Raw genomic sequence first — 19,305 nt, forward strand, 5'->3', positions numbered from 1 at the left:
AGGCACAACTATTGTTTTACTTGCGACCTTCAGCTTTTTTATCTATTTATTAATTCTTGAATGAAGCTATTTTCTATTTCCGTAAAGTCTGAAAAAATATAATCGGCCTCATGTAACACGTCTTTTTCACCAATACCAATAGAAATCATATTAGCAGTATTTGCAGCTTGTACTCCTGCTACCGAATCTTCAAATACAATACAATCTTCAGGTTTGATATTTAAATGTTTTGCAGCAATTAAAAACACTTCTGGATCTGGTTTCGCTTTACTAACATCATTACCATCTACAATAGCGTTAAACTTGTTCATCAAGTTTACTTTTTCTAAAATTTGACGTGCATTTTTACTCGCTGAACCTAAAGAAACAGGTTGTTCTTGAGCGATTAAATAATCTAAAATCTTAGGCACATCTGGCAGAATCTCGTTATCATCCATTTTAGCTATAAAACTTAAATAGTCATCGTTTTTACTAGCCATTAAGTTGTTAAACTGTTCTTCGGAAATGGTTTTATTTCCCCATTCTAATATTTTTTCGAGTGATTTTACGCGGCTAACACCTTTAAGTTGTTCGTTTTGCTCGTGTGTAAAATCTACATCTATACTTTTAGCTAGTTTTTTCCATGCTAAAAAATGATATTTTGCAGTATCTACAATAACACCGTCTAGGTCGAATATGAATCCTTTTTTATTCATTTTTATATTTCTTCTGCTTGATATGTAATTGCGTTTTTATTGGTAATTAACAAGTTGCAAAGTCCTGCAATTATTAGACTTATTCCTGCAACTGTCATTGCGTTAATAGCTTCTTCTCCTAATAATCCGGACACAAAATTAATTCCGCCAAGCGCTGCAATAATTTGTGGGATTACAATAAACATATTGAAGATTCCCATAATGACACCCATTTTTTTAGGATCTACAGAACTAGATAACATGGCATACGGCATAGAAAGAATACTTCCCCAAGCAAAGCCTATTAATACAAAACACCATTTTAAATTTTCGGGTGACGTATAGCTCATGAATAGAAATCCTAAGCCTCCTAAGATTAAAGAACTCAAGTGTACCAGTTTTCTATTGATGCGTCTTTTTGAAGTATAAAAAGTTAGCAATAAAGCGAATGCCATAGAGGATAATCCGTAAACTCCCATAGCAGAACCTACTGCATTTGAAGATTCTTGAAATGCTGTATTTGCTACATTAAAAGCTTCCGATTGTAAGGCATTAGTCATATCAAAAGCAGCTTCAATTGGAGCTGGAGTATGAAAAACATGTTCGGTAAGTGCTGGATTTGCCATACTCCACATGGTGAAAAATGCAAACCAGGAAAAGAATTGAATGACACCTAACTTTTTCATGGTAAGTGGCATGTTTCCTATATTATTTAAAATATCTGGAAGGAATTGATTTTTCTTCGCTTTTTCTTTTTCGAATTCTTCCATGTCTTCAGGAGGATATTCTGTGGTAGTAAAAACGGTGTATAAAATACTGACTAAAAACACAAAAGCACCAATTGCGAATGCGACTTTTACAGACATTGGCACTACACCTGAAGCAGCTTCGTTACTAACTCCTAATTGAGAAACTAGCCAAGGTAAATTACTTGCAACCCAAGTACCAATTCCTATAATTAGTGTTTGCATCACAAAACCGTAAGACCGTTGTGATTCTGGAAGTTTATCTGCTACTAAGGCCCTAAAGGGTTCCATAGAAATATTTATGGAAGCATCGAGAATCCATAAAAATCCTGCCGCCATCCAAAGTGTTGGAGAGTGTGGCACAAAAAATAATGCAATGGAACTTAATATCGCTCCAATTAAAAAATAAGGCCTACGTCTTCCCCATTTAACACTCCATGTTCTATCACTTAAATAACCAATAATTGGTTGTACCAATAAACCAGTTAAAGGTGCAGCAATCCATAATAATGGAATGGCATCTTTTTCTGCTCCTAGGGTTTGAAAAATTCGAGACATAAAGCCTCCTTGTAGTGCAAATCCGAATTGTATCCCCAAGAAACCGAAACTCATGTTCCAGATTTCCCAAAAACCTAATACGCGCTTTTTCATTAATAGTATATTTTATAATTAATACTATTCTGATAAGCATTTTACTTATCAAAACTAAATTACCTGAGAAGTAAAAATATAAGTTTTGATTTGGGTGTAAATATATAAAAGTTTTTAAATATTCTGTGTTATTTTTTTATTTGGTGGATTCTCGTTCTATTAATTCGGTCTCAATAACTACGGTTTCGTAGATATCTTCTTCGTCTTCTCTTTCTAAATTATTGATTAATAATTCGGCTGCTTTTTCCCCTATTTTTTGTCCGTGCTGACTTACAGTTGTAAGCGCAGGAACGGCATGTTTAGACAGTACACCATCTGTAAAACCAATGATTTGAATGTCTTCCGGAATTTTTAAATGCATCTTCCTCGCCACCTTCATTGCGGTAAGTGCATAGAGTTCATTTACGGCAAAAATACCATCCAGATTTTTATTGTTTTTAAATAAATTTTCAATTTCTATTTCTAAAGAATCTAAATGATCTTCAGATAATAATTGGTCATGTACTTTTAAAATTAAACTTGCTTTTGGGTTTATTTTATGTTCTTCTAGCGCTTCTAAATAGCCTTGGGTTCTTAATTTACCAACACTAACATAGTCCATTGTTGTAATAATCGCAATGTTTTTACAGTCGTTATTAATTAACTTTGTTACTGCTTGCTTAGCACCTTCAGCATCATCAACGATAACTTTATCACATTTTATTTCATTTACAACTCTATCAAACATTACAATGGGCATACCTTGATTAATAGTTTCGGTAAAATGATGATAATCCTGCTGTTGCAATGTTTCTTTTGCAATAGATAATATAAAACCATCTATACTACCGTTGGCAAGCATTTCCATATTTATAACCTCTTTAGAGAAAGACTCGTTAGATAACCCAACAATAACATTATAACCACGTTTATTGGCAACCAACTCAATACCTCGAATAACTTTCGAGAAAAAATGATGCACAATTTCTGGTATAATAATACCTATCGTTTTTGTTTTCCTATTCTTTAAACTCAGTGCAATATTGTTTGGTCTATAATTATAGAGTTTAGCAAATGCTTGAACTTTTTGTCTGGTATCTTCACTTATTTCTTTACTATTTCTTAGTGCTTTGGATACAGTAGAAATAGACACGTCTAATTCTTTTGCTATCTGTTTTAGGGTAACTTTTCGTTTCATAAATTTTACTAATTGCTCAATAAAGCTATTATTTAATTACCAAAGTAATAATTTTTACTTGTTTTTTATATAAAACTCTCATTTTTTAAAAAGTTTTCAACACGAAAACGTTTGCGCTAATGTTTTCTTTTTCCTAGGTTAAATCTTTACATAAAATTTACATAGTTTTAACATCGAGAAGTGAAAATATAACTAATTAAATTAATAACTAATTAAATTATTTTATGAAAACAAAGTTAAATGGCTTATTGTTTTTTCTACTGGTTTTTCCTTTGTGTATGATAGCACAAAGTACCGTAAAAGGAACTGTAACTGAACAATCCTCATCTTTACCACTTCCTAGTGTGAATGTGATTATCAAAGACACATCTAGAGGAACTGCTACAGATTTTGATGGAAGATATGAAGTTAACGTAAATAACGGAGACGTTTTAGTTTTTTCTTATATAGGCTTTATTGCGCAAGAAATTATTTATAACGGACAACAAACAATAAATGTAGCCTTAATAGAAGACGCTTCTAGCTTAGATGAAGTTGTAGTTATTGGTTATGGTAGTGTTAAAAAAGAAGACCTTACGGGATCTGTAGAAGTTATCACTTCAGAAGATTTCAATAAAGGTTCCATTCAATCGGCAGAACAGCTTTTAAGAGGTAAAGCTGCAGGTGTTAGAATCACAAGTTCTGGTGGACAACCAGATGCTTCTCCGAATATTAGAATTAGAGGAGGAACATCATTAGGAGGAAAGAATGATCCGTTAATTGTAATTGATGGAGTTCCTATGGATAATGGAGGTATTTCTGGTGTAGGAAATCCTTTAAGCCTGATTAATCCTAATGACATTGAAAGCTTTAGTATTCTAAAAGATGCTTCGGCAACGGCAATTTATGGATCGAGAGCATCTAATGGTGTTCTTATTATTACGACTAAAAAAGGAACCTCTGGCGAAGCAAAATACAACTTTTCTGCTAGCACATCTATAAGTAATATTGGTAATGACAACTATGTACCTGTAATGGATAGCGCTAATTTCGTGAAATTCATTAGTGAGTATTACCCAGAAAAAACGGGCCTTTTAGGAGTTCCTGTTGGATCTGTTTCTACCAATGAAAAAGTATCTCAAATTATTGATACACCAAATGGACCCAGAGCAATTTATGACACGAATTGGCAAGACGTTATTTATAGAACAGCTATTAATAAAGATTATAACTTTGGTGTAAGAGCTAACTTATTTGAAAAAATACCATTTAGAGCATCTGTAGGTTACAATGAAAGTGAAGGTGTTGTAAAAGAAAATGACTACGAACGTGTTACCGCTTCCTTAAGATTAACACCAAAATTATTTGATGATCATCTTAAGATTGACTTTAATGCAAAAGGAACTTTTGTAAATAAAAATTCTATCGACGAAGGTGGCGCTTTAGGTGGAGCCATTTCTATGGACCCAACAAAACCTGTTTACGATTCAAACTCCATTTTTGGTGGTTACTACAGTAAAATATTATCAGCTTCAGACACTAACTTACCTAATGGAAGAGTTGGATCGAGTAATCCTTTAGCGTTATTAGAACAACGTTCTAACCCGCAACGTGTAAATAGAATTTTAGGAAGTTTAGAATTGGATTATAAATTTCATTTTCTACCAGAATTAAGAGCGGTAACAAATTTTGGATTAGAAGCGTCAAGAGCGAAAACAAAAGAAAGTTTTCAAGAAAACGCACTAGCAACGTACACTTTAGTACCAGACCCTAACGAACCTACAGGAACGTATATCTTTAATCCTGGTGTAGCAAGTAGAGAACGTCAACATATTACGAATACTACTTGGGAATCTTATTTAGATTATGCCAAAGATTTAGATGGATTTATAAATTCCTATAATGTGCAAGCAGGTTATGCATATCAAAATTTTAAAAACGATGGAAATAGAGACGAATTTAGAAACGATGAAGTTTCTGGAGTACGTATTCCAAACATCGATACTGCAAATCCTAACAATAGATATTTCAGCCTTTTAAATTTACAGTCCTTCTTTGGAAGATCTAATATTAATTTAGGAGATAAATATTTAGTAACGCTATCGATGAGAGCGGATGGTTCTTCTTTCTTTACCGAAGAAAATCGTTGGGGTTATTTTCCATCGGCTGCATTAGCGTGGAAATTAAAAGAAGAATCTTTTTTACAAAATGTAAACGTTATAAACGATTTAAAAGTAAGATTAGGTTGGGGTAAAACGGGTAACCAAGATGTTTCCGGACAAGTAGGTTTCTTCCCATCTATACCAGTTTTTATAATTGGATCACCAAACAGTCAGTTTATAGAAGGTGTTACTTTATATAACGCTAAAGAGTTTAATCCTGACTTAACTTGGGAGAAAACAACTACTTATAATTTAGGTATCGATTTTGATTTCTTTAAAAATAGTCTTATAAGCGGTTCTTTTGATATCTTTAAAAGAGAAACTACCGATTTATTAGTAGTAACTAATGTACCTCCAGGACAAGCATTAAGTGATTTGCTAATACAAAATGTTGGTTCTACAGATAGTAAAGGTTTTGAATTAGGTTTAAATTTAAATCCTATAAGTACAGATAATTTTGAGTTATCCTTAAACGGAAACATTGCATATAACATTAATGAAGTTACCGACTTAAAAGGTATTGAGCAAACACCTGCAGGTGGCGGTTTACCAATTGGTACAGGTAACAATTTATTAAGACACGCCGTTGGAGAACAAGCAGGTTCTGCGTGGGTATTAAAACAAGTATATGATATCGATGGAAATCCTATTCTTGGAAGTTTTGTAGATTTAAATGGGGATAATAAAATTAATGAAGAGGATAGATACTATAGAGCAATACAACCTAACTGGACTTTTGGTTTTGGTTTAAATATGAATTATAAAAACTGGGATCTTGGAGCTAGTTTTAGAGGACAGCTAGATGGAGAAGTATATAATTCTAGACGATTAACTGCTGGAGTTATTCAAAATGCAGTTTCTTTAGATCAGCAATCTTTAAATAATACTTTAGACTATTATTCAGGCGAAGCAGATTTAGCTTTTACCGAAATTAGAGACCCTATTCAATATTCCGATTACTTTTTAGAAAAGGCTGCTTTTTTAAGATGTGAAAATATTGTTTTAGGATATACGCTTCCTAATAACCTATTTAAAAACACAACTATTAAATTATATGGCGCTGTAAATAATGCTTTTATTATTACAAATTATAGCGGACAAGATCCTGAAAATTTTGGTGGAATTGACACCAATTTCTATCCAAGAGCAACGGTGTATAATCTAGGAGTTAACATTGATTTTTAATAAAATTAACTATGAAAAATAACATTTTAAAATATTTATTTAGTCTTAGTATCCTGCTTTTTGTAGGTTGTACTAATGAATTAGATACAGAGCCAAAAGTAGAACTTTCATTGGAAGATCTATTAGCTCAAGACCCAAATGCCGTTGAAGGTATTTTATCTAGACTTTATGCATCCTTTGCACTTTCTGGCGCAGATGGACCTGGAAGTTCAGATATTAGTGATGATCCAGGGGAGTCTCCATTTCTAAGAGGAATTGTGAATCTACAAGATTTCACCGCAGATGGTATGAAAAACCGTTGGGGAGATAATGGATTAGATCAATTAACTACAACTTCTGACTGGAATTCTGAAAACAAGTTTTTTAGATATATGTATAACAGAATTTTCTTTACCATACCTCAGTGTAACAATTTACTTTCTATTTTAGAAAATGTAGATGTTGATAATAAAGAACAAATACTTGCGGAAGTAAGATTTATTAGATCTCTAGCATACTATTATCTAATTGATGTATTTGGAAAAGGTGTTTTAGCTACACAAGAAAATTTCGGAGAAACAAATCCGTTACCTGAAGCTTCAAGACAAGAATTATTTGATTTTACAGAAGCTGAATTATTAGCTATTCAATCTAGTTTACCTGCAACCAACACGTATGGTAGAGCTACAGAAAGCGCTGCAGCGATGTTACTATCTAAATTATATTTAAATGCTGAAGTATATACAGGAACTGCTAGATACAATGATGCTGCTACTTATTTAAACGTGGTGATTGCTTCTAGTCACACCTTAGCAGATGATTTTGTGAGTTTGTTTTCTGCTGATAATAATACATCTAATGAAATCATTTTTCCTTTAATTGCTGATGCTGTTGTAAGTCAGAGTTTTGGAAACACAACCTATATTGTGAATGGAAATTTAAATTCTGACACCATGCCTTTAAGCGAATTTGGTGCAACAGAAGGTTGGGGAGGACATAGAGCATCTAAAGGCTGGTATGGTCTATTTGGAGATTTATCTACTTCAAATGATGTAAGAGCAAGTCTATTTTGGACCGAAGGTCATGAATATGAAATGACAGATTACACAACTTGGACTGATGGATATCCTTCTATTAAATTTAGAAACACCAATTTTAATGGTACTTCATTAGCTTCTTCTTTTTCAAGTACAGATTTCCCATTATTCAGATTAGCAGATGCGTATTTAATGTATGCAGAATGTGCCGTTAGAGGTGCTTCAAATGCAAATATGAATGATGCACTTACCTATGTAAATAGTGTAAGAACACGTTCTAATGCAGATGCTATAGGAATGGGTGATCTTACTTTAAGCTTTTTAATAGACGAAAGAGGAAGAGAACTGAACTTAGAAGGACATAGACGTTCCGACTTAATACGCTTTGGCATGTTTACAGGAGGAAGTTACTTATGGCCTTGGAAAGGAAACACCCTTAATGGTACTTCCATTCCTTCCACGTACAATGTATTTCCTATTCCGTCTACCGCTTTACAAGCAAATCCTAATCTAACACAAAATCTTGGTTATTAATTTAAAAAACATAAAAATGAAAAATTTAAAAATCGTATTAATAGCAGCTATTGCATTAATTAGCTTTAACTCTTGCGATGAAGATGATACTAATTTTGAAATACTTCCATCTGAATCAAGAGCCGCAATTATTAATTTACCAACATCTGGAACTTCCATTGTTTTAGATATTGCAAACCCTACTGTTACCGCAACTACTGTAGTTTGGGAAGATGCTGTATACAATGTACCTACGGCAATAGATTACACATTACAATTTGCAGCAGCAGGAACAGATTTTGAAACATCTTTTGATGTAGCAACAACTACCACCAATTATTTAGTTTGGACTAACGAAGAATTAAATGGCATAGCTGTTGGGACCCTAAGTCTAACTCCTTTTTCTCCTGGAGATGTAGATATGCGTATTAAATCTTCTACGGGTACTAATGGTTCAGAAGCTGTATTCTCAGAAATCGTGACTATATCTATTACTCCATATACAACGGAAGCACCAAAAATTGGTGTACCTGGAAATCATCAAGGTTGGGATCCTCCTACAGCACCTAGTTTATTTGCTTCTGCCTACGGAGAAACGGACTTTGAAGGATATGTTTGGCTAGATGGCGATCATAAATTTATCGCAACAAATGCAGATGGTAATTTTGAATGGGGAAATACAGATTGGGGTGACGCATCTGGAGCAGATGGAACTTACACAGAAGCTTTAATTGCAGATGGCGAAGGTAATATTGGTGCTCCAGATGGTGCTGGATATTACTTTATTCAAGCAGATACAGAAGCATTGACATATTCAGAAACAATCCACAACTGGGGTGTTATTGGTTCTGCAACAGGTTCTTGGGATAATGACACAGATATGACTTACGATAGTGCAACTTCTACGTGGACACTTACTATGGACTTAACTGCCGAAGAAATTAAATTCAGATCTAATGACGGTTGGGATTGGAATTACGGAGATGATGAAGGTGATGGTGTTTTAGAATTTAATTCTGGCACAAATATTCCTGTGCCATCTGCAGGAAATTACACTATTGTTTTAGATTTAAGCACACCAAGAAACTACACTTATAGTTTAACCTTAAACTAATACTCTTTTATTTTTTAAAGGCTTTGAATATTATCAAAGCCTTTTTTATTCAATTTAAAATTCTTTAAAAATGAAAAAATATTACTTTTCACTAGCATTACTGGTATCTTTATTTGCGCAAGCTCAAGTAAGTATCTCACCGCTTCCTTTTAATGTAAATGAAAGCATTACCATTACTGTTGATGCCAATTCAACAGACACAGATTGTAATGGCTTTAATAACCCCACAACTATTTATTTACACTCTGGAATTGGAGATAACACCAATGCCTTTGGTTATAATGCCATTGGAAACTGGGGACAAGACGATGGTGTTGGAGCAATGACAAATAATGGAAATGGTACTTGGAGTATTTCCTTTGTTCCAGAAACATACTATGCCTTATCTGCAGCACAAGCATCTTCTGCTACCAAATTAGGTATGGTATTTAGAAATGAAAATGGAAGCCAAGAATTTAAAGATAATGGCTGCGTTGACTTTATATATAATGTAGGGACCTTTCAGGTTAATTTAACAAACCCATTAGAAAGCAGTGTTACACAATTAAATTCTGGAAGTAACTTAAGCATAGAAGCTACAAATACAAACGGAAATGCAAACTACACATTAAGCTCTAACGGCAGCGTTTTAAACACACTAAATGGCGTAACTAGCTATAATTTTACACATACTAACATTACCGAAAACCAGTACTATACTTTAACTATTACCCAAGGTTCTGATACTATCATAAAACATTTTTCGGCATTAGTAAATGCCACACCTGTTAATGAAAACGTACCTAATGGCTTGGACAACGGTATAAACTACAATACTTCGGATAACACTAAAGCAACTCTTGTTTTAGAGGCTCCGAATAAAGATTATATATATGTAGCCGGTAGTTTTAATAACTACCAACCTACTAATTCTGATTTAATGAAAAAAGATCCAGCAACTGGTATCTTTTGGTTGGAACTTACCAATTTAACTCCTAATCAAATAGAAACGTACCAATATTGGGTTATGGATCAATCTCCTATAGCTAATTCACCCGCTATGGTAAAAACAGCAGATCCTTTTTCTACTTTAGTATTATCTCCTTTTGATGATCCATGGATCCCTGCTTCCACTTATCCAAACTTACCAGCATATCCTGTTGGACAGGAACGTGAAGTAACGGTATTAGAAACCGGACAAGCAGATTATTCATGGGTGGTTACAGATTTTGAAAAACCTAAAAAAGAAGATTTAGTAATCTATGAAGTTTTAATTAGAGATTTTGATGCCGATAGAAATTATCAAGACTTAATCGATAAAATAGATTATTTTAAAAATTTAAACGTGAATGCTATTCAACTTATGCCAGTAATGGAATTTGAAGGTAATGAAAGTTGGGGGTACAACACTTCTTTTCATTTAGCTTTAGATAAGTTTTATGGAACGGAAGACAAATTCAAAGAATTTATCGATTTATGTCACCAAAATGATATTGCTGTAATTTTAGATGTTGCTCTAAACCATGCTTTTGGTAGAAATCCTATGAACAGAATGTGGATGAACGATGCAGATGGCGACGGTTGGGGAGAACCAAGTACAGAAAACCCGTATTTTAACACCACAGCAAGACATAGTTATAGTGTTGGTTCTGATTTTAATCACCAATCGGAATTAACACAACACTACGTGGAACGTGTAGTTAAACATTGGGTAGAAGAATTCAAAATTGATGGTTTACGATGGGATTTAACTAAAGGGTTTACACAAAATGCAACCGGTAGTGATTCGCAAACAAACGCATACCAAGCAGATCGTGTTGCTATCTTAAAAGAATATGCAGATTATTCTTGGTCATTAGATCCAACACATTATGTGATTTTTGAACATTTAGGTTTTGGCGGAAGCGCACAAGAAGAAACAGAATGGGCAAACTACAGACTTACAGATACGGAACCAAAAGGAATTATGCTTTGGGGGAAATTGACTAATCCGTATAACCAATTAACAATGGGGTATAATTCGGATAATAATTTTGACGGCATGGGCCATGTCGCTAGAGGCTTTGATGCGCCTAGATTAGTTGGTTATGCAGAAAGCCATGATGAAGAACGTTTAATGTATAAAAATGTAAGATATGGTAATGCTTCTAATTCTTCTCATGATGTAACAGATTTAAATGTAGCAATTTCAAGAATGTCGGCATTGGGTGCTGTAAGTTTAACTATTCCTGGTCCAAAAATGATATGGCATTTTGGAGAATTAGGTATGGAAAACTCTATATTCACATGTAATAACGGAACTGTAAATGAACCAGGTGGAACAGATGGAGATTGTAAATTAGATACAAAACCGCAACCACAATGGGCAGACAACTGGGAAGCAGATGCAACTAGAAGTCAAGTGTACAGGGATTGGTCTCGAATCAATTATTTAAAAATTAACGAACCTGTTTTTGAAGGAGATTACACTATTAGTTCTGGAAGCTTAACACCAAGAATCGATATTTATGATACTTCTATTCCTACTACAGCATTAAGAAATGTGATTGTTTTAGCAAACTTTGATGTGGTTTCGCAAACGGTTAACACCAGCTTCCCGACAAGTGGGACTTGGTATGATTTAATGGATGAAACAGGAAATACTACTATTCAATCTATACAAACAACCATTACTATTCCTGCTGGTCAATTTAGAATTTTCGGAAATCAATCTTCTACTCTTAGCATAAATGCTTATCAACAAGAATCGGAATTTGCATTATACCCAAATCCAACAAGTAATTCTTTTAAATTAAATAAAGACATTACTAATCTTAGAATATTTGACATCTCTGGAAAACTAGTAAAAGAATACCATGGTGGATTTACAAAGAACACCGATTTTAATATTTCTCAACTAGCAGAAGGTCTATATATAGTAAAAATAGAATCTAACGCTACTTCTGTTTCTAAACGCCTTATTATTAACTGAAAAATATAAAAATCATGAAAAAAATATATACGACATTCCTTTTTTTAGGAGCAACCATATTATTAAATGCACAAACAACCATTAATTACCCCCAAAGACAAGCACACTATAATATAGTTGCTAATGGTGCTGGAGTCTATGATGATGGAACAGAAAATCTGGGAATGTGGGCCAATTATGATGGAAAGGAAGTTGTAGCTTTTAGAAACTTCACCGAAACAGGGTTACCAGGAGGTACCGGGTCAACAATGGCTATAGGAGATAGTTTTACAACAATAGTTAGCGCTACTCGAGCATACGGCCAAATTGGCATTGCTCTTTTATCAAGTCCTACTGCTACTTCCTCTTGGACAGACAGACACAATAATTATGCTGTACAAGTAAATATGGATGGTAATGAAGGTGCCTTTGACCCTATAGAAATTATATCTAATGGAGGAACTGTAGATGTAACAACTATAAGTGGAGCTACAACGTATGCTGATTATAAATTCAAATTTACATTGCAAACGGCAACAACAATGCAAGTATCTATTAATGATGGAGCAGCAATGTTTACGGTAACTTTAAACAATTCAAACATCACTGGCTATTCCATTTATCTTGCAGATGATTGGAATGGTTCCGCTAACCAGAACATTTTTTGGAAACCAACTAGCGAGTATGTGTATGCAAATACATTAAGTACACCAAAAAATGCTAAGGAGCATATGGTTTCTATGTTTCCAAATCCAACAAACAATTCCTTTAAAGTTAACAAGGAAATTACTAGTCTTCAAATATTTGATATTTCGGGGAAACTGGTAAAAGAATACAAAGGTTCTTTTGGAAAAAACACCACTTTTACGGTTTCCGAATTAGCAAACGGAATCTATTTAACAAAAATTAAAAATACGTTAGGACAATTAAGTACCACTAAACTAATTAAATTTTAATATCTAAATAGAATTTAAGTTCTAACTAAAAAAAGCGCAACCAGTTTTCTGGATTGCGCTTTTTATTATATTTTTTCTAAACTTTTTCTGTTTTTTAATGCTGTTTTCTAAAGACCTATAGCTATCGTTTTGGTTTTAAAACTAGATTTATCTTTACTTTTTATTCTTTCTAATAATAACTTCGCAGACTCCTTACCAATTTCTTTCGCATTTTGATTGATTACAATAAGAGAAGAATCATACTTTAATTGCATATCGTTGCAAAAACCAGTTATTGTTATATTACTATTTGCTTTCTGTAATTTATTAGTAAGCAAAATAGCATGTAAAACGCTTTTTTCGTTTAAACCAAAAATACCATCAATACTAGCATCTTTTTTTAATAATTCTTTCAGCTTTTGTTTTAAACCTTTGGATCTCTCATCTGTAATCACAGTACATTTTACAGCAGCTTTATGTTTTTCAATAGCTGCTTCAAATCCTTTTCTTCTTAGGTTTAAATGGTGTAAGTTATTTGTTTTTGAGGTTATTACTATATGTTTACAATCTCTTTTTTGTATTAAGAATTCTGTGGCATCAAAAGCAGCTTGAAAGTCATCTGTAATCACTTTATCACATTCCAACTCATCACAAATTCTATCGAACATTACTATGGGAGTCCCATTATCAATTAATGTTTTAATGTGCTGATATTCATTTTTTTGTTCCGCTTCTTTAGAAACACACAAAATTAATCCATCCACAAAACCACTAGACATTACAGAAATGTTCTTCGTTTCCTTTTCAATAAGATCATTAGAAATAGAAGTAATTAATTTATAACCATTGTCGTCTAAATAGCTTTCTACCCCAACTAATACTTTAGCATAAAACGGGTTTAGTATATTAGGTATTATTAATCCTATAGTACTTGTAGTTCCTTTTCTAAAACTAGATGCAAAGCTATTTGGTGTATAATTATTAGCTTTTGCATATTCTAAAACTCTTTTCTTTGTTGCGGCACCAATTTCTGAACTATTAGAAAGCGCCTTAGAAACTGTAGAGATAGAAATCTCTAAAGCCTGAGCAATAGAAGCTAAAGTTGTTCTGTTTGATGGCATTTAAATCGCGGTTTTATTTATTTAATCGTTTACAGTATCCTGAAAACGTACTACTCTATTTAGTAAAAATACTTCTTTTATTCCTTTTTATAACATTAGACGTCATTTCAAAAGTAAAAAAGCGCATAAATTACACATAAAAAAAGCTTCCCTAAACAGAGAAGCTTCTTTAATTGTACAGGCGGAGAGACTCGAACTCTCACACCTCGCGGCACTAGATCCTAAGTCTAGCGTGTCTACCAATTCCACCACGCCTGCAACTTATCCGATAATTTCGGATTGCAAATATAAACAATACTTTTAATATTCATAACATCTAAATAAAGAAAATTATACCCCTTTTTTGTACTTTTACAAAAACCGCAATTTTATTATGAAAGACATTAAAAAATATATCGATCAGCACAAGGATAGATTCTTAAACGAATTGATCGAACTACTTAAAATTCCGTCTATTAGCGCAGATTCTGCATACAAGAAGGACGTTTTAAAAACAGCAGACGAAATTAAGTCCAGTCTTGAAAAAGCAGGCTGTGAAAACGTAGAAATTTGTCAAACTAAGGGATATCCTATCGTATATGGTGATAAAATCATTGATAAAAACTTGCCAACAGTGCTCGTTTATGGTCATTATGACGTGCAACCACCAGATCCAATTAACTTATGGGATTCTCCTCCTTTCGAACCTGTTATTAAAAAAACAGAACTACATCCAGAAGGCGCAATTTTTGCTCGTGGTGCTTGTGATGACAAAGGACAAATGTATATGCACGTTAAAGCCATGGAGCTTATGACGCAAACCAACCAATTGCCTTGTAACGTGAAATTCATGATTGAAGGGGAAGAAGAAGTAGGTAGTGCAAGTCTTGCCGATTTTGTAAAAGAAAACCATGAAAAACTAAGTAACGATGTTATTTTAATTTCAGATACTGGAATGATTGCCAAAGACACACCTTCTATAACTACCGGATTACGTGGCTTAAGCTATGTAGAAGTAGAAGTTACTGGTCCCAATAGGGATTTACACTCTGGCCTTTATGGTGGTGCAGTTGCAAACCCAATAAACGTATTAACCAAAATGATTGCTTCTTTACATGATGAAAACAATCATATTACCATTCCTGGTTTTTACGATAATGTAGAAGAACTTAGTACAGAAGAAAGAGCAGAAATGGCAAAAGCACCTTTCTCTTTAGAAAACTATAAAAAAGCATTAGATATTGACGCTGTTTATGGGGAAGCAGGATATTCTACCAACGAAAGAAACTCGATAAGACCAACTTTAGATGTTAACGGAATTTGGGGAGGTTACACTGGTGAAGGCGCAAAAACCGTAATTGCAAGCCAAGCATTTGCAAAAATATCGATGCGTTTAGTACCAAATCAAGATTGGAAAGAAATCACACAACTCTTTAAAAAACACTTTGAAAGCATTGCTCCTAAAGGCGTGACCGTAAAAGTTACTCCGCATCATGGCGGACAAGGTTATGTAACGCCTATCGATAGTATTGGTTACAAAGCAGCAAGTAAAGCATATACCGATACCTTTGGAAAAACGCCAATTCCGCAACGTAGCGGAGGAAGTATTCCTATTGTTTCTTTGTTTGAAAAAGAATTAAAAAGTAAAACTATTTTAATGGGATTTGGTTTAGATAGCGATGCTATTCACTCACCAAATGAGCATTTCGGCGTATGGAATTACCTAAAAGGTATTGAAACTATTCCTTATTTCTACCACTATTTTACAGAACTAAATAAATAGTATTTGGGTGTTACCTCCTTCTGCTTTTTTAATAAGCAAAAGGAGGTCGCACTTTTCATTATATCTTTTCTGCGAAGCAGTCCCAAACTTGTTTTGGGATCTTACACATAAATTTATTAATACTAAAATGTTTAAATTTCAAGAATAAGAGCTTCACAAAAAAGGATGCCATTGCAATTGCTAACACAAAGCAGACATAACTATTAAATGAAGAATAGCCACTTTAAACATCTATTAGAACTTACATTAGCAACTTGCTTTATAAGTACTTCTGGTGTTTTAGGTAAATATATAGACATGCCTACCGAAGTACTTGTTTGGTGGCGAAGTGCATTAGCTTTTATAATCCTTTTTGCGTATTGCAGGTATAAAACAATAGACCTAAAGCTTCATTCTAAAAAAGACAGGCTTCCTTTTATTCTAAGTGCCTTTTTTATGGGAGCACATTGGATTTCCTATTTCTATGCGCTCAAACTATCTAATGTAGCCTTGGGAATGCTTTCCTTGTATACCTTTCCGGTTATTATTGCACTTTTAGAACCTTTATTTATTAAAATAAAATTCGATCCAATACATATCGTATTAGGAATACTAGTGCTTTTAGGCATTTATATTCTTGCTCCAGATTTTAATCTAGAAAATTCGAATGTAAAAGGAGTATTTTTAGGGCTTCTTTCTGCTGTTTTTTATGCCTTACGAATTCTGATATTAAAACAACATGTAGCTAAATACAATGGTACCACATTAATGGTGTATCAGTTATTAATACTGACGGTACTATTGGCACCATTCTTATTTTTCAAAGATACTAGCTCCATAAAAACAGAATATCCTTATGTACTTATATTAGCTTTATTAACTACGGCAATCGGACATACATTATTTATAAAAAAGCTAAAGTATTTTAGCGTGAGTACCGCAAGTATAATTAGCAGTACACAACCCGTTTTCGGAATAATTTTAGCATATATTTTTCTAAACGAAATACCAACGTTTAACACCTACATTGGTGGTTCTTTAATAATTGCTACGGTTATTATAGAAAGTGTACGCTCTAAAAAGAAAAAAACGGATTAGTCTTTTACAATTTTAGAAATCTTGTATTTATTATTTGTACGTATTTTTAAGAAATAAACGCCATTACTTAAAGCACTTAAATCTAATACAGTCTTCGTTCCCGAAGATGTTTTATCTAGTATCTTTTTTCCTGTGATATCATATAACTCCAAAACTACTGCATCCGAACTAGCAGGTATTTCTACCATCAAATTCGTTTTCACCGGATTAGGATATAACAAAATATCACTATCGCTAAACGTTTCCATTCCCAAAGAAGTAACAGTAATAGGCATACTCCTTTCAACACAAGCACCAGAACTAATTTCTACAACGTAATTACCATTAATTATTGGTGTATAACTTTGGTTTGTTGCTCCTGCAATATTCGTGTTGGTAGCATAATTCACCCATTGATAAGACGCGCCGTTTTGATTAGCGGTTAAAGTATTTGCATTCTGACTAACGGTATTATCTATATTTATAAGTCCAGCTTTGGTTACCATATATCCCATAATCAATTTAGAAAGCTCATGGTAATATGGAAAATTTAAAGTGCTATATCTATCATTTGAACTATGATAAAAAGGCGTTTCATCATTCGTTTCCCAAGACTCTCCAACCAAAACAGCAGAATAGTCTTTATTCCAAAATTTAGAATGATCACTAGAACTAGTCCCCGGATTTACCACGTTTACCGTTAATGTAAATCCGTATTCCGGCGTATTCAAAATAGAAATGATATCATCTTTCATAGTTAAAGAGTTTGCAACATCTCTAACATCAATATCAAAATTATTATCATTATTTCCATCATAACCCATCATATCAATATTTAAAACACCTAAAATATTGTCATTATTTGCAGCCGCTTGATTGGCATAATATTGTGCTCCTTTCAGACCTATTTCCTCTTCATCCCAAAGTGCATACACAATAGTATTATCTAGGCATTGGGTAGATAAAATTCTTGCTATCTCTAAAACTGTAGCTGTTCCAGATGCATTATCATCGGCACAATAACCTGCTACAGAATCGTAATGTGCACAAATAATATATATGTTATCCGGATTGGTTTTACCTAATTGAGTCCCGATGATGTTTCGCCTTCCCGCCTCACCATCAATTAGCTGGTTGCTTACCGTAATATTATCTAATCGATCTAATTTCTGGTATAAATAATCTGCAGCCAATTCATTATTAGAATGAACTCTATTGGCTATAGCCACCTCGTTTCCGTTAATGATAGTAGGCTGTTCTCCTGTAAACTCTCTTAAGGTAAGTTGTAAAGAATCTAAATCCATTTGCTGTATTACTTCTGCAATAGTTTGCCCCTTTACAAAAGAAGAAATAAGTAGTACACACAAAAGGACAAGGTGATTTTTTTTCATAAAATATATAGCAATAATTTTTCAGGGTAAAGATAATGCAAATAAAAGTATTTTTGCTCTACACTTGTAGAATTGAATTTTATATTCTACATTTGTAGAGAACAATCTAAACATGTAGAGATGCAATTATCCAAAACAGAAGAAGATTTAATGAATCATATCTGGAAATTAGAAAAGGCTTTTATGAAAGATTTACTAGAAGCATATCCAGAACCTAAACCAGCAAATACAACGGTTGCGACGCTTTTAAAACGCATGACAGACAAAGGATTTATTGCGTACACTCTTTTTGGTAATTCACGGGAATATTATCCTTTAGTAAAGAAAAAAGATTATTTCTCTAAACATGTAAACGGATTAATAAAGAACTTTTTTAACGATAGCAGTTCGCAATTTGCTTCTTTTTTTACAAAAGAAACCAATCTATCTAAAAAAGAATTAGAAGATTTAAGAGCTATAATAGATCTAGAAATAAAAAACAAATAGTCATGGAAATCGCACTATTAAAATCCAGTATATGTTTGCTTGCTTTTATTGCTTTCTATAAAGTATTTTTAGAAAGAACAAGTAACCATCAATTTAAACGCATTTACTTATTAGGTGTTGTATTGGTTTCTATTACCATTCCTTTTATAACTTTTATAGAATATATAGAGCCTCAAAATGCTTTAACCAATATTTCTGAAGTAACAGGTTTTTCTGAAAGCCAAAACCCAATCCTAAAAGAGCCAACAAACTATTTACCTATAGTTTTATGGAGCATTTACGGAATAGGAGTTTTATTATTTTTAATACGATTTGTATACAACCTAACGTAAATAGCCTTAAAAATAAGGAGAAATCCGAAGCAAAAAACAAACGATTTTATCAGTGTTTTATTAAAAGATTTCATAG

General features: G+C 33.2%; 14 protein-coding genes and 1 tRNA gene. 9 read left to right on the forward strand and 6 right to left on the reverse strand.

Going from position 1 to position 19,305, the window contains the following annotated elements:
• Positions 1-38: 38 nt before the first annotated feature.
• The 3 genes from pgmB to FG167_RS03400 form a co-directional block, all read right to left on the reverse strand.
• Positions 39-695 carry a beta-phosphoglucomutase gene (gene pgmB, locus FG167_RS03390; RefSeq protein WP_203460034.1) on the reverse strand — a complete coding sequence of 219 codons (657 nt, stop codon included), beginning with the start codon at positions 693-695 and terminating at the stop codon, positions 39-41.
• A gap of 2 nt (positions 696-697) precedes the next feature.
• Entirely contained in the window at positions 698-2,071 is a 1,374-nt protein-coding gene (locus FG167_RS03395) for an MFS transporter (protein ID WP_203460035.1), read from the reverse strand.
• Between the two features lie 136 nt (positions 2,072-2,207).
• Positions 2,208-3,248 (reverse strand): LacI family DNA-binding transcriptional regulator, encoded by a 1,041-nt coding sequence (locus FG167_RS03400; RefSeq protein ID WP_203460036.1) that lies wholly within the window; start codon positions 3,246-3,248, stop codon positions 2,208-2,210.
• Positions 3,249-3,472: 224 nt separating this feature from the next.
• On the opposite strand from FG167_RS03400, the gene FG167_RS03405 reads away from it, so the two are divergent.
• The 5 genes from FG167_RS03405 (at position 3,473) to FG167_RS03425 (ending at position 13,102) form a co-directional block, all read left to right on the forward strand.
• Positions 3,473-6,574, forward strand: coding sequence for a TonB-dependent receptor (locus tag FG167_RS03405; protein WP_203460037.1), 3,102 nt, complete (start codon positions 3,473-3,475; stop codon positions 6,572-6,574).
• A gap of 11 nt (positions 6,575-6,585) precedes the next feature.
• On the forward strand, positions 6,586-8,124 hold the full coding sequence (locus FG167_RS03410) for a RagB/SusD family nutrient uptake outer membrane protein (protein ID WP_203460038.1): 1,539 nt from the start codon (positions 6,586-6,588) through the stop codon (positions 8,122-8,124).
• 16 nt (positions 8,125-8,140) lie between these two features.
• Positions 8,141-9,217, forward strand: a complete 1,077-nt coding sequence (locus FG167_RS03415; protein WP_203460039.1) for a SusE domain-containing protein — start codon at positions 8,141-8,143, stop codon at positions 9,215-9,217.
• A gap of 70 nt (positions 9,218-9,287) precedes the next feature.
• Entirely contained in the window at positions 9,288-12,167 is a 2,880-nt protein-coding gene (locus FG167_RS03420; protein WP_203460040.1) for an alpha-amylase family glycosyl hydrolase, read from the forward strand.
• 14 nt (positions 12,168-12,181) lie between these two features.
• On the forward strand, positions 12,182-13,102 hold the full coding sequence (locus FG167_RS03425; protein WP_203460041.1) for a T9SS type A sorting domain-containing protein: 921 nt from the start codon (positions 12,182-12,184) through the stop codon (positions 13,100-13,102).
• Positions 13,103-13,209: 107 nt separating this feature from the next.
• On the opposite strand, the gene FG167_RS03430 is transcribed toward FG167_RS03425, so the two are convergent.
• Complete coding sequence (locus FG167_RS03430) at positions 13,210-14,202, reverse strand: LacI family DNA-binding transcriptional regulator (protein ID WP_203460042.1); 993 nt, start codon at positions 14,200-14,202, stop codon at positions 13,210-13,212.
• 176 nt (positions 14,203-14,378) lie between these two features.
• Positions 14,379-14,460 (reverse strand) — tRNA-Leu (locus FG167_RS03435).
• Positions 14,461-14,575: 115 nt separating this feature from the next.
• On the opposite strand from FG167_RS03435, the gene FG167_RS03440 reads away from it, so the two are divergent.
• Together FG167_RS03440 and FG167_RS03445 are read left to right on the forward strand one after the other, a co-directional pair.
• Positions 14,576-15,964, forward strand: a complete 1,389-nt coding sequence (locus FG167_RS03440) for a dipeptidase (RefSeq protein ID WP_203460043.1) — start codon at positions 14,576-14,578, stop codon at positions 15,962-15,964.
• 207 nt (positions 15,965-16,171) lie between these two features.
• Positions 16,172-17,041 (forward strand): DMT family transporter, encoded by an 870-nt coding sequence (locus FG167_RS03445; protein WP_203460044.1) that lies wholly within the window; start codon positions 16,172-16,174, stop codon positions 17,039-17,041.
• Here FG167_RS03445 and FG167_RS03450 read toward each other — a convergent pair.
• The gene (locus FG167_RS03450; protein ID WP_203460045.1) at positions 17,038-18,411 is read right to left on the reverse strand and encodes a M28 family peptidase; all 1,374 of its coding nucleotides are present in this window, start codon (positions 18,409-18,411) and stop codon (positions 17,038-17,040) included. The two genes, FG167_RS03445 and FG167_RS03450, sit on opposite strands and share 4 nt — an antisense overlap.
• A 120-nt stretch (positions 18,412-18,531) precedes the next feature.
• On the opposite strand from FG167_RS03450, the gene FG167_RS03455 reads away from it, so the two are divergent.
• Together FG167_RS03455 and FG167_RS03460 are read left to right on the forward strand one after the other, a co-directional pair.
• Positions 18,532-18,897, forward strand: a complete 366-nt coding sequence (locus FG167_RS03455; protein ID WP_203460046.1) for a BlaI/MecI/CopY family transcriptional regulator — start codon at positions 18,532-18,534, stop codon at positions 18,895-18,897.
• A 2-nt stretch (positions 18,898-18,899) separates the two neighbouring features.
• On the forward strand, positions 18,900-19,229 hold the full coding sequence (locus FG167_RS03460; protein WP_203460047.1) for a hypothetical protein: 330 nt from the start codon (positions 18,900-18,902) through the stop codon (positions 19,227-19,229).
• The last annotated feature ends 76 nt before the right edge of the window (positions 19,230-19,305 follow it).

It is taken from the genome of Lacinutrix sp. WUR7 (assembly GCF_016864015.1).
In the GTDB taxonomy this organism is placed as follows: Bacteria; Bacteroidota; Bacteroidia; order Flavobacteriales; family Flavobacteriaceae; genus Oceanihabitans.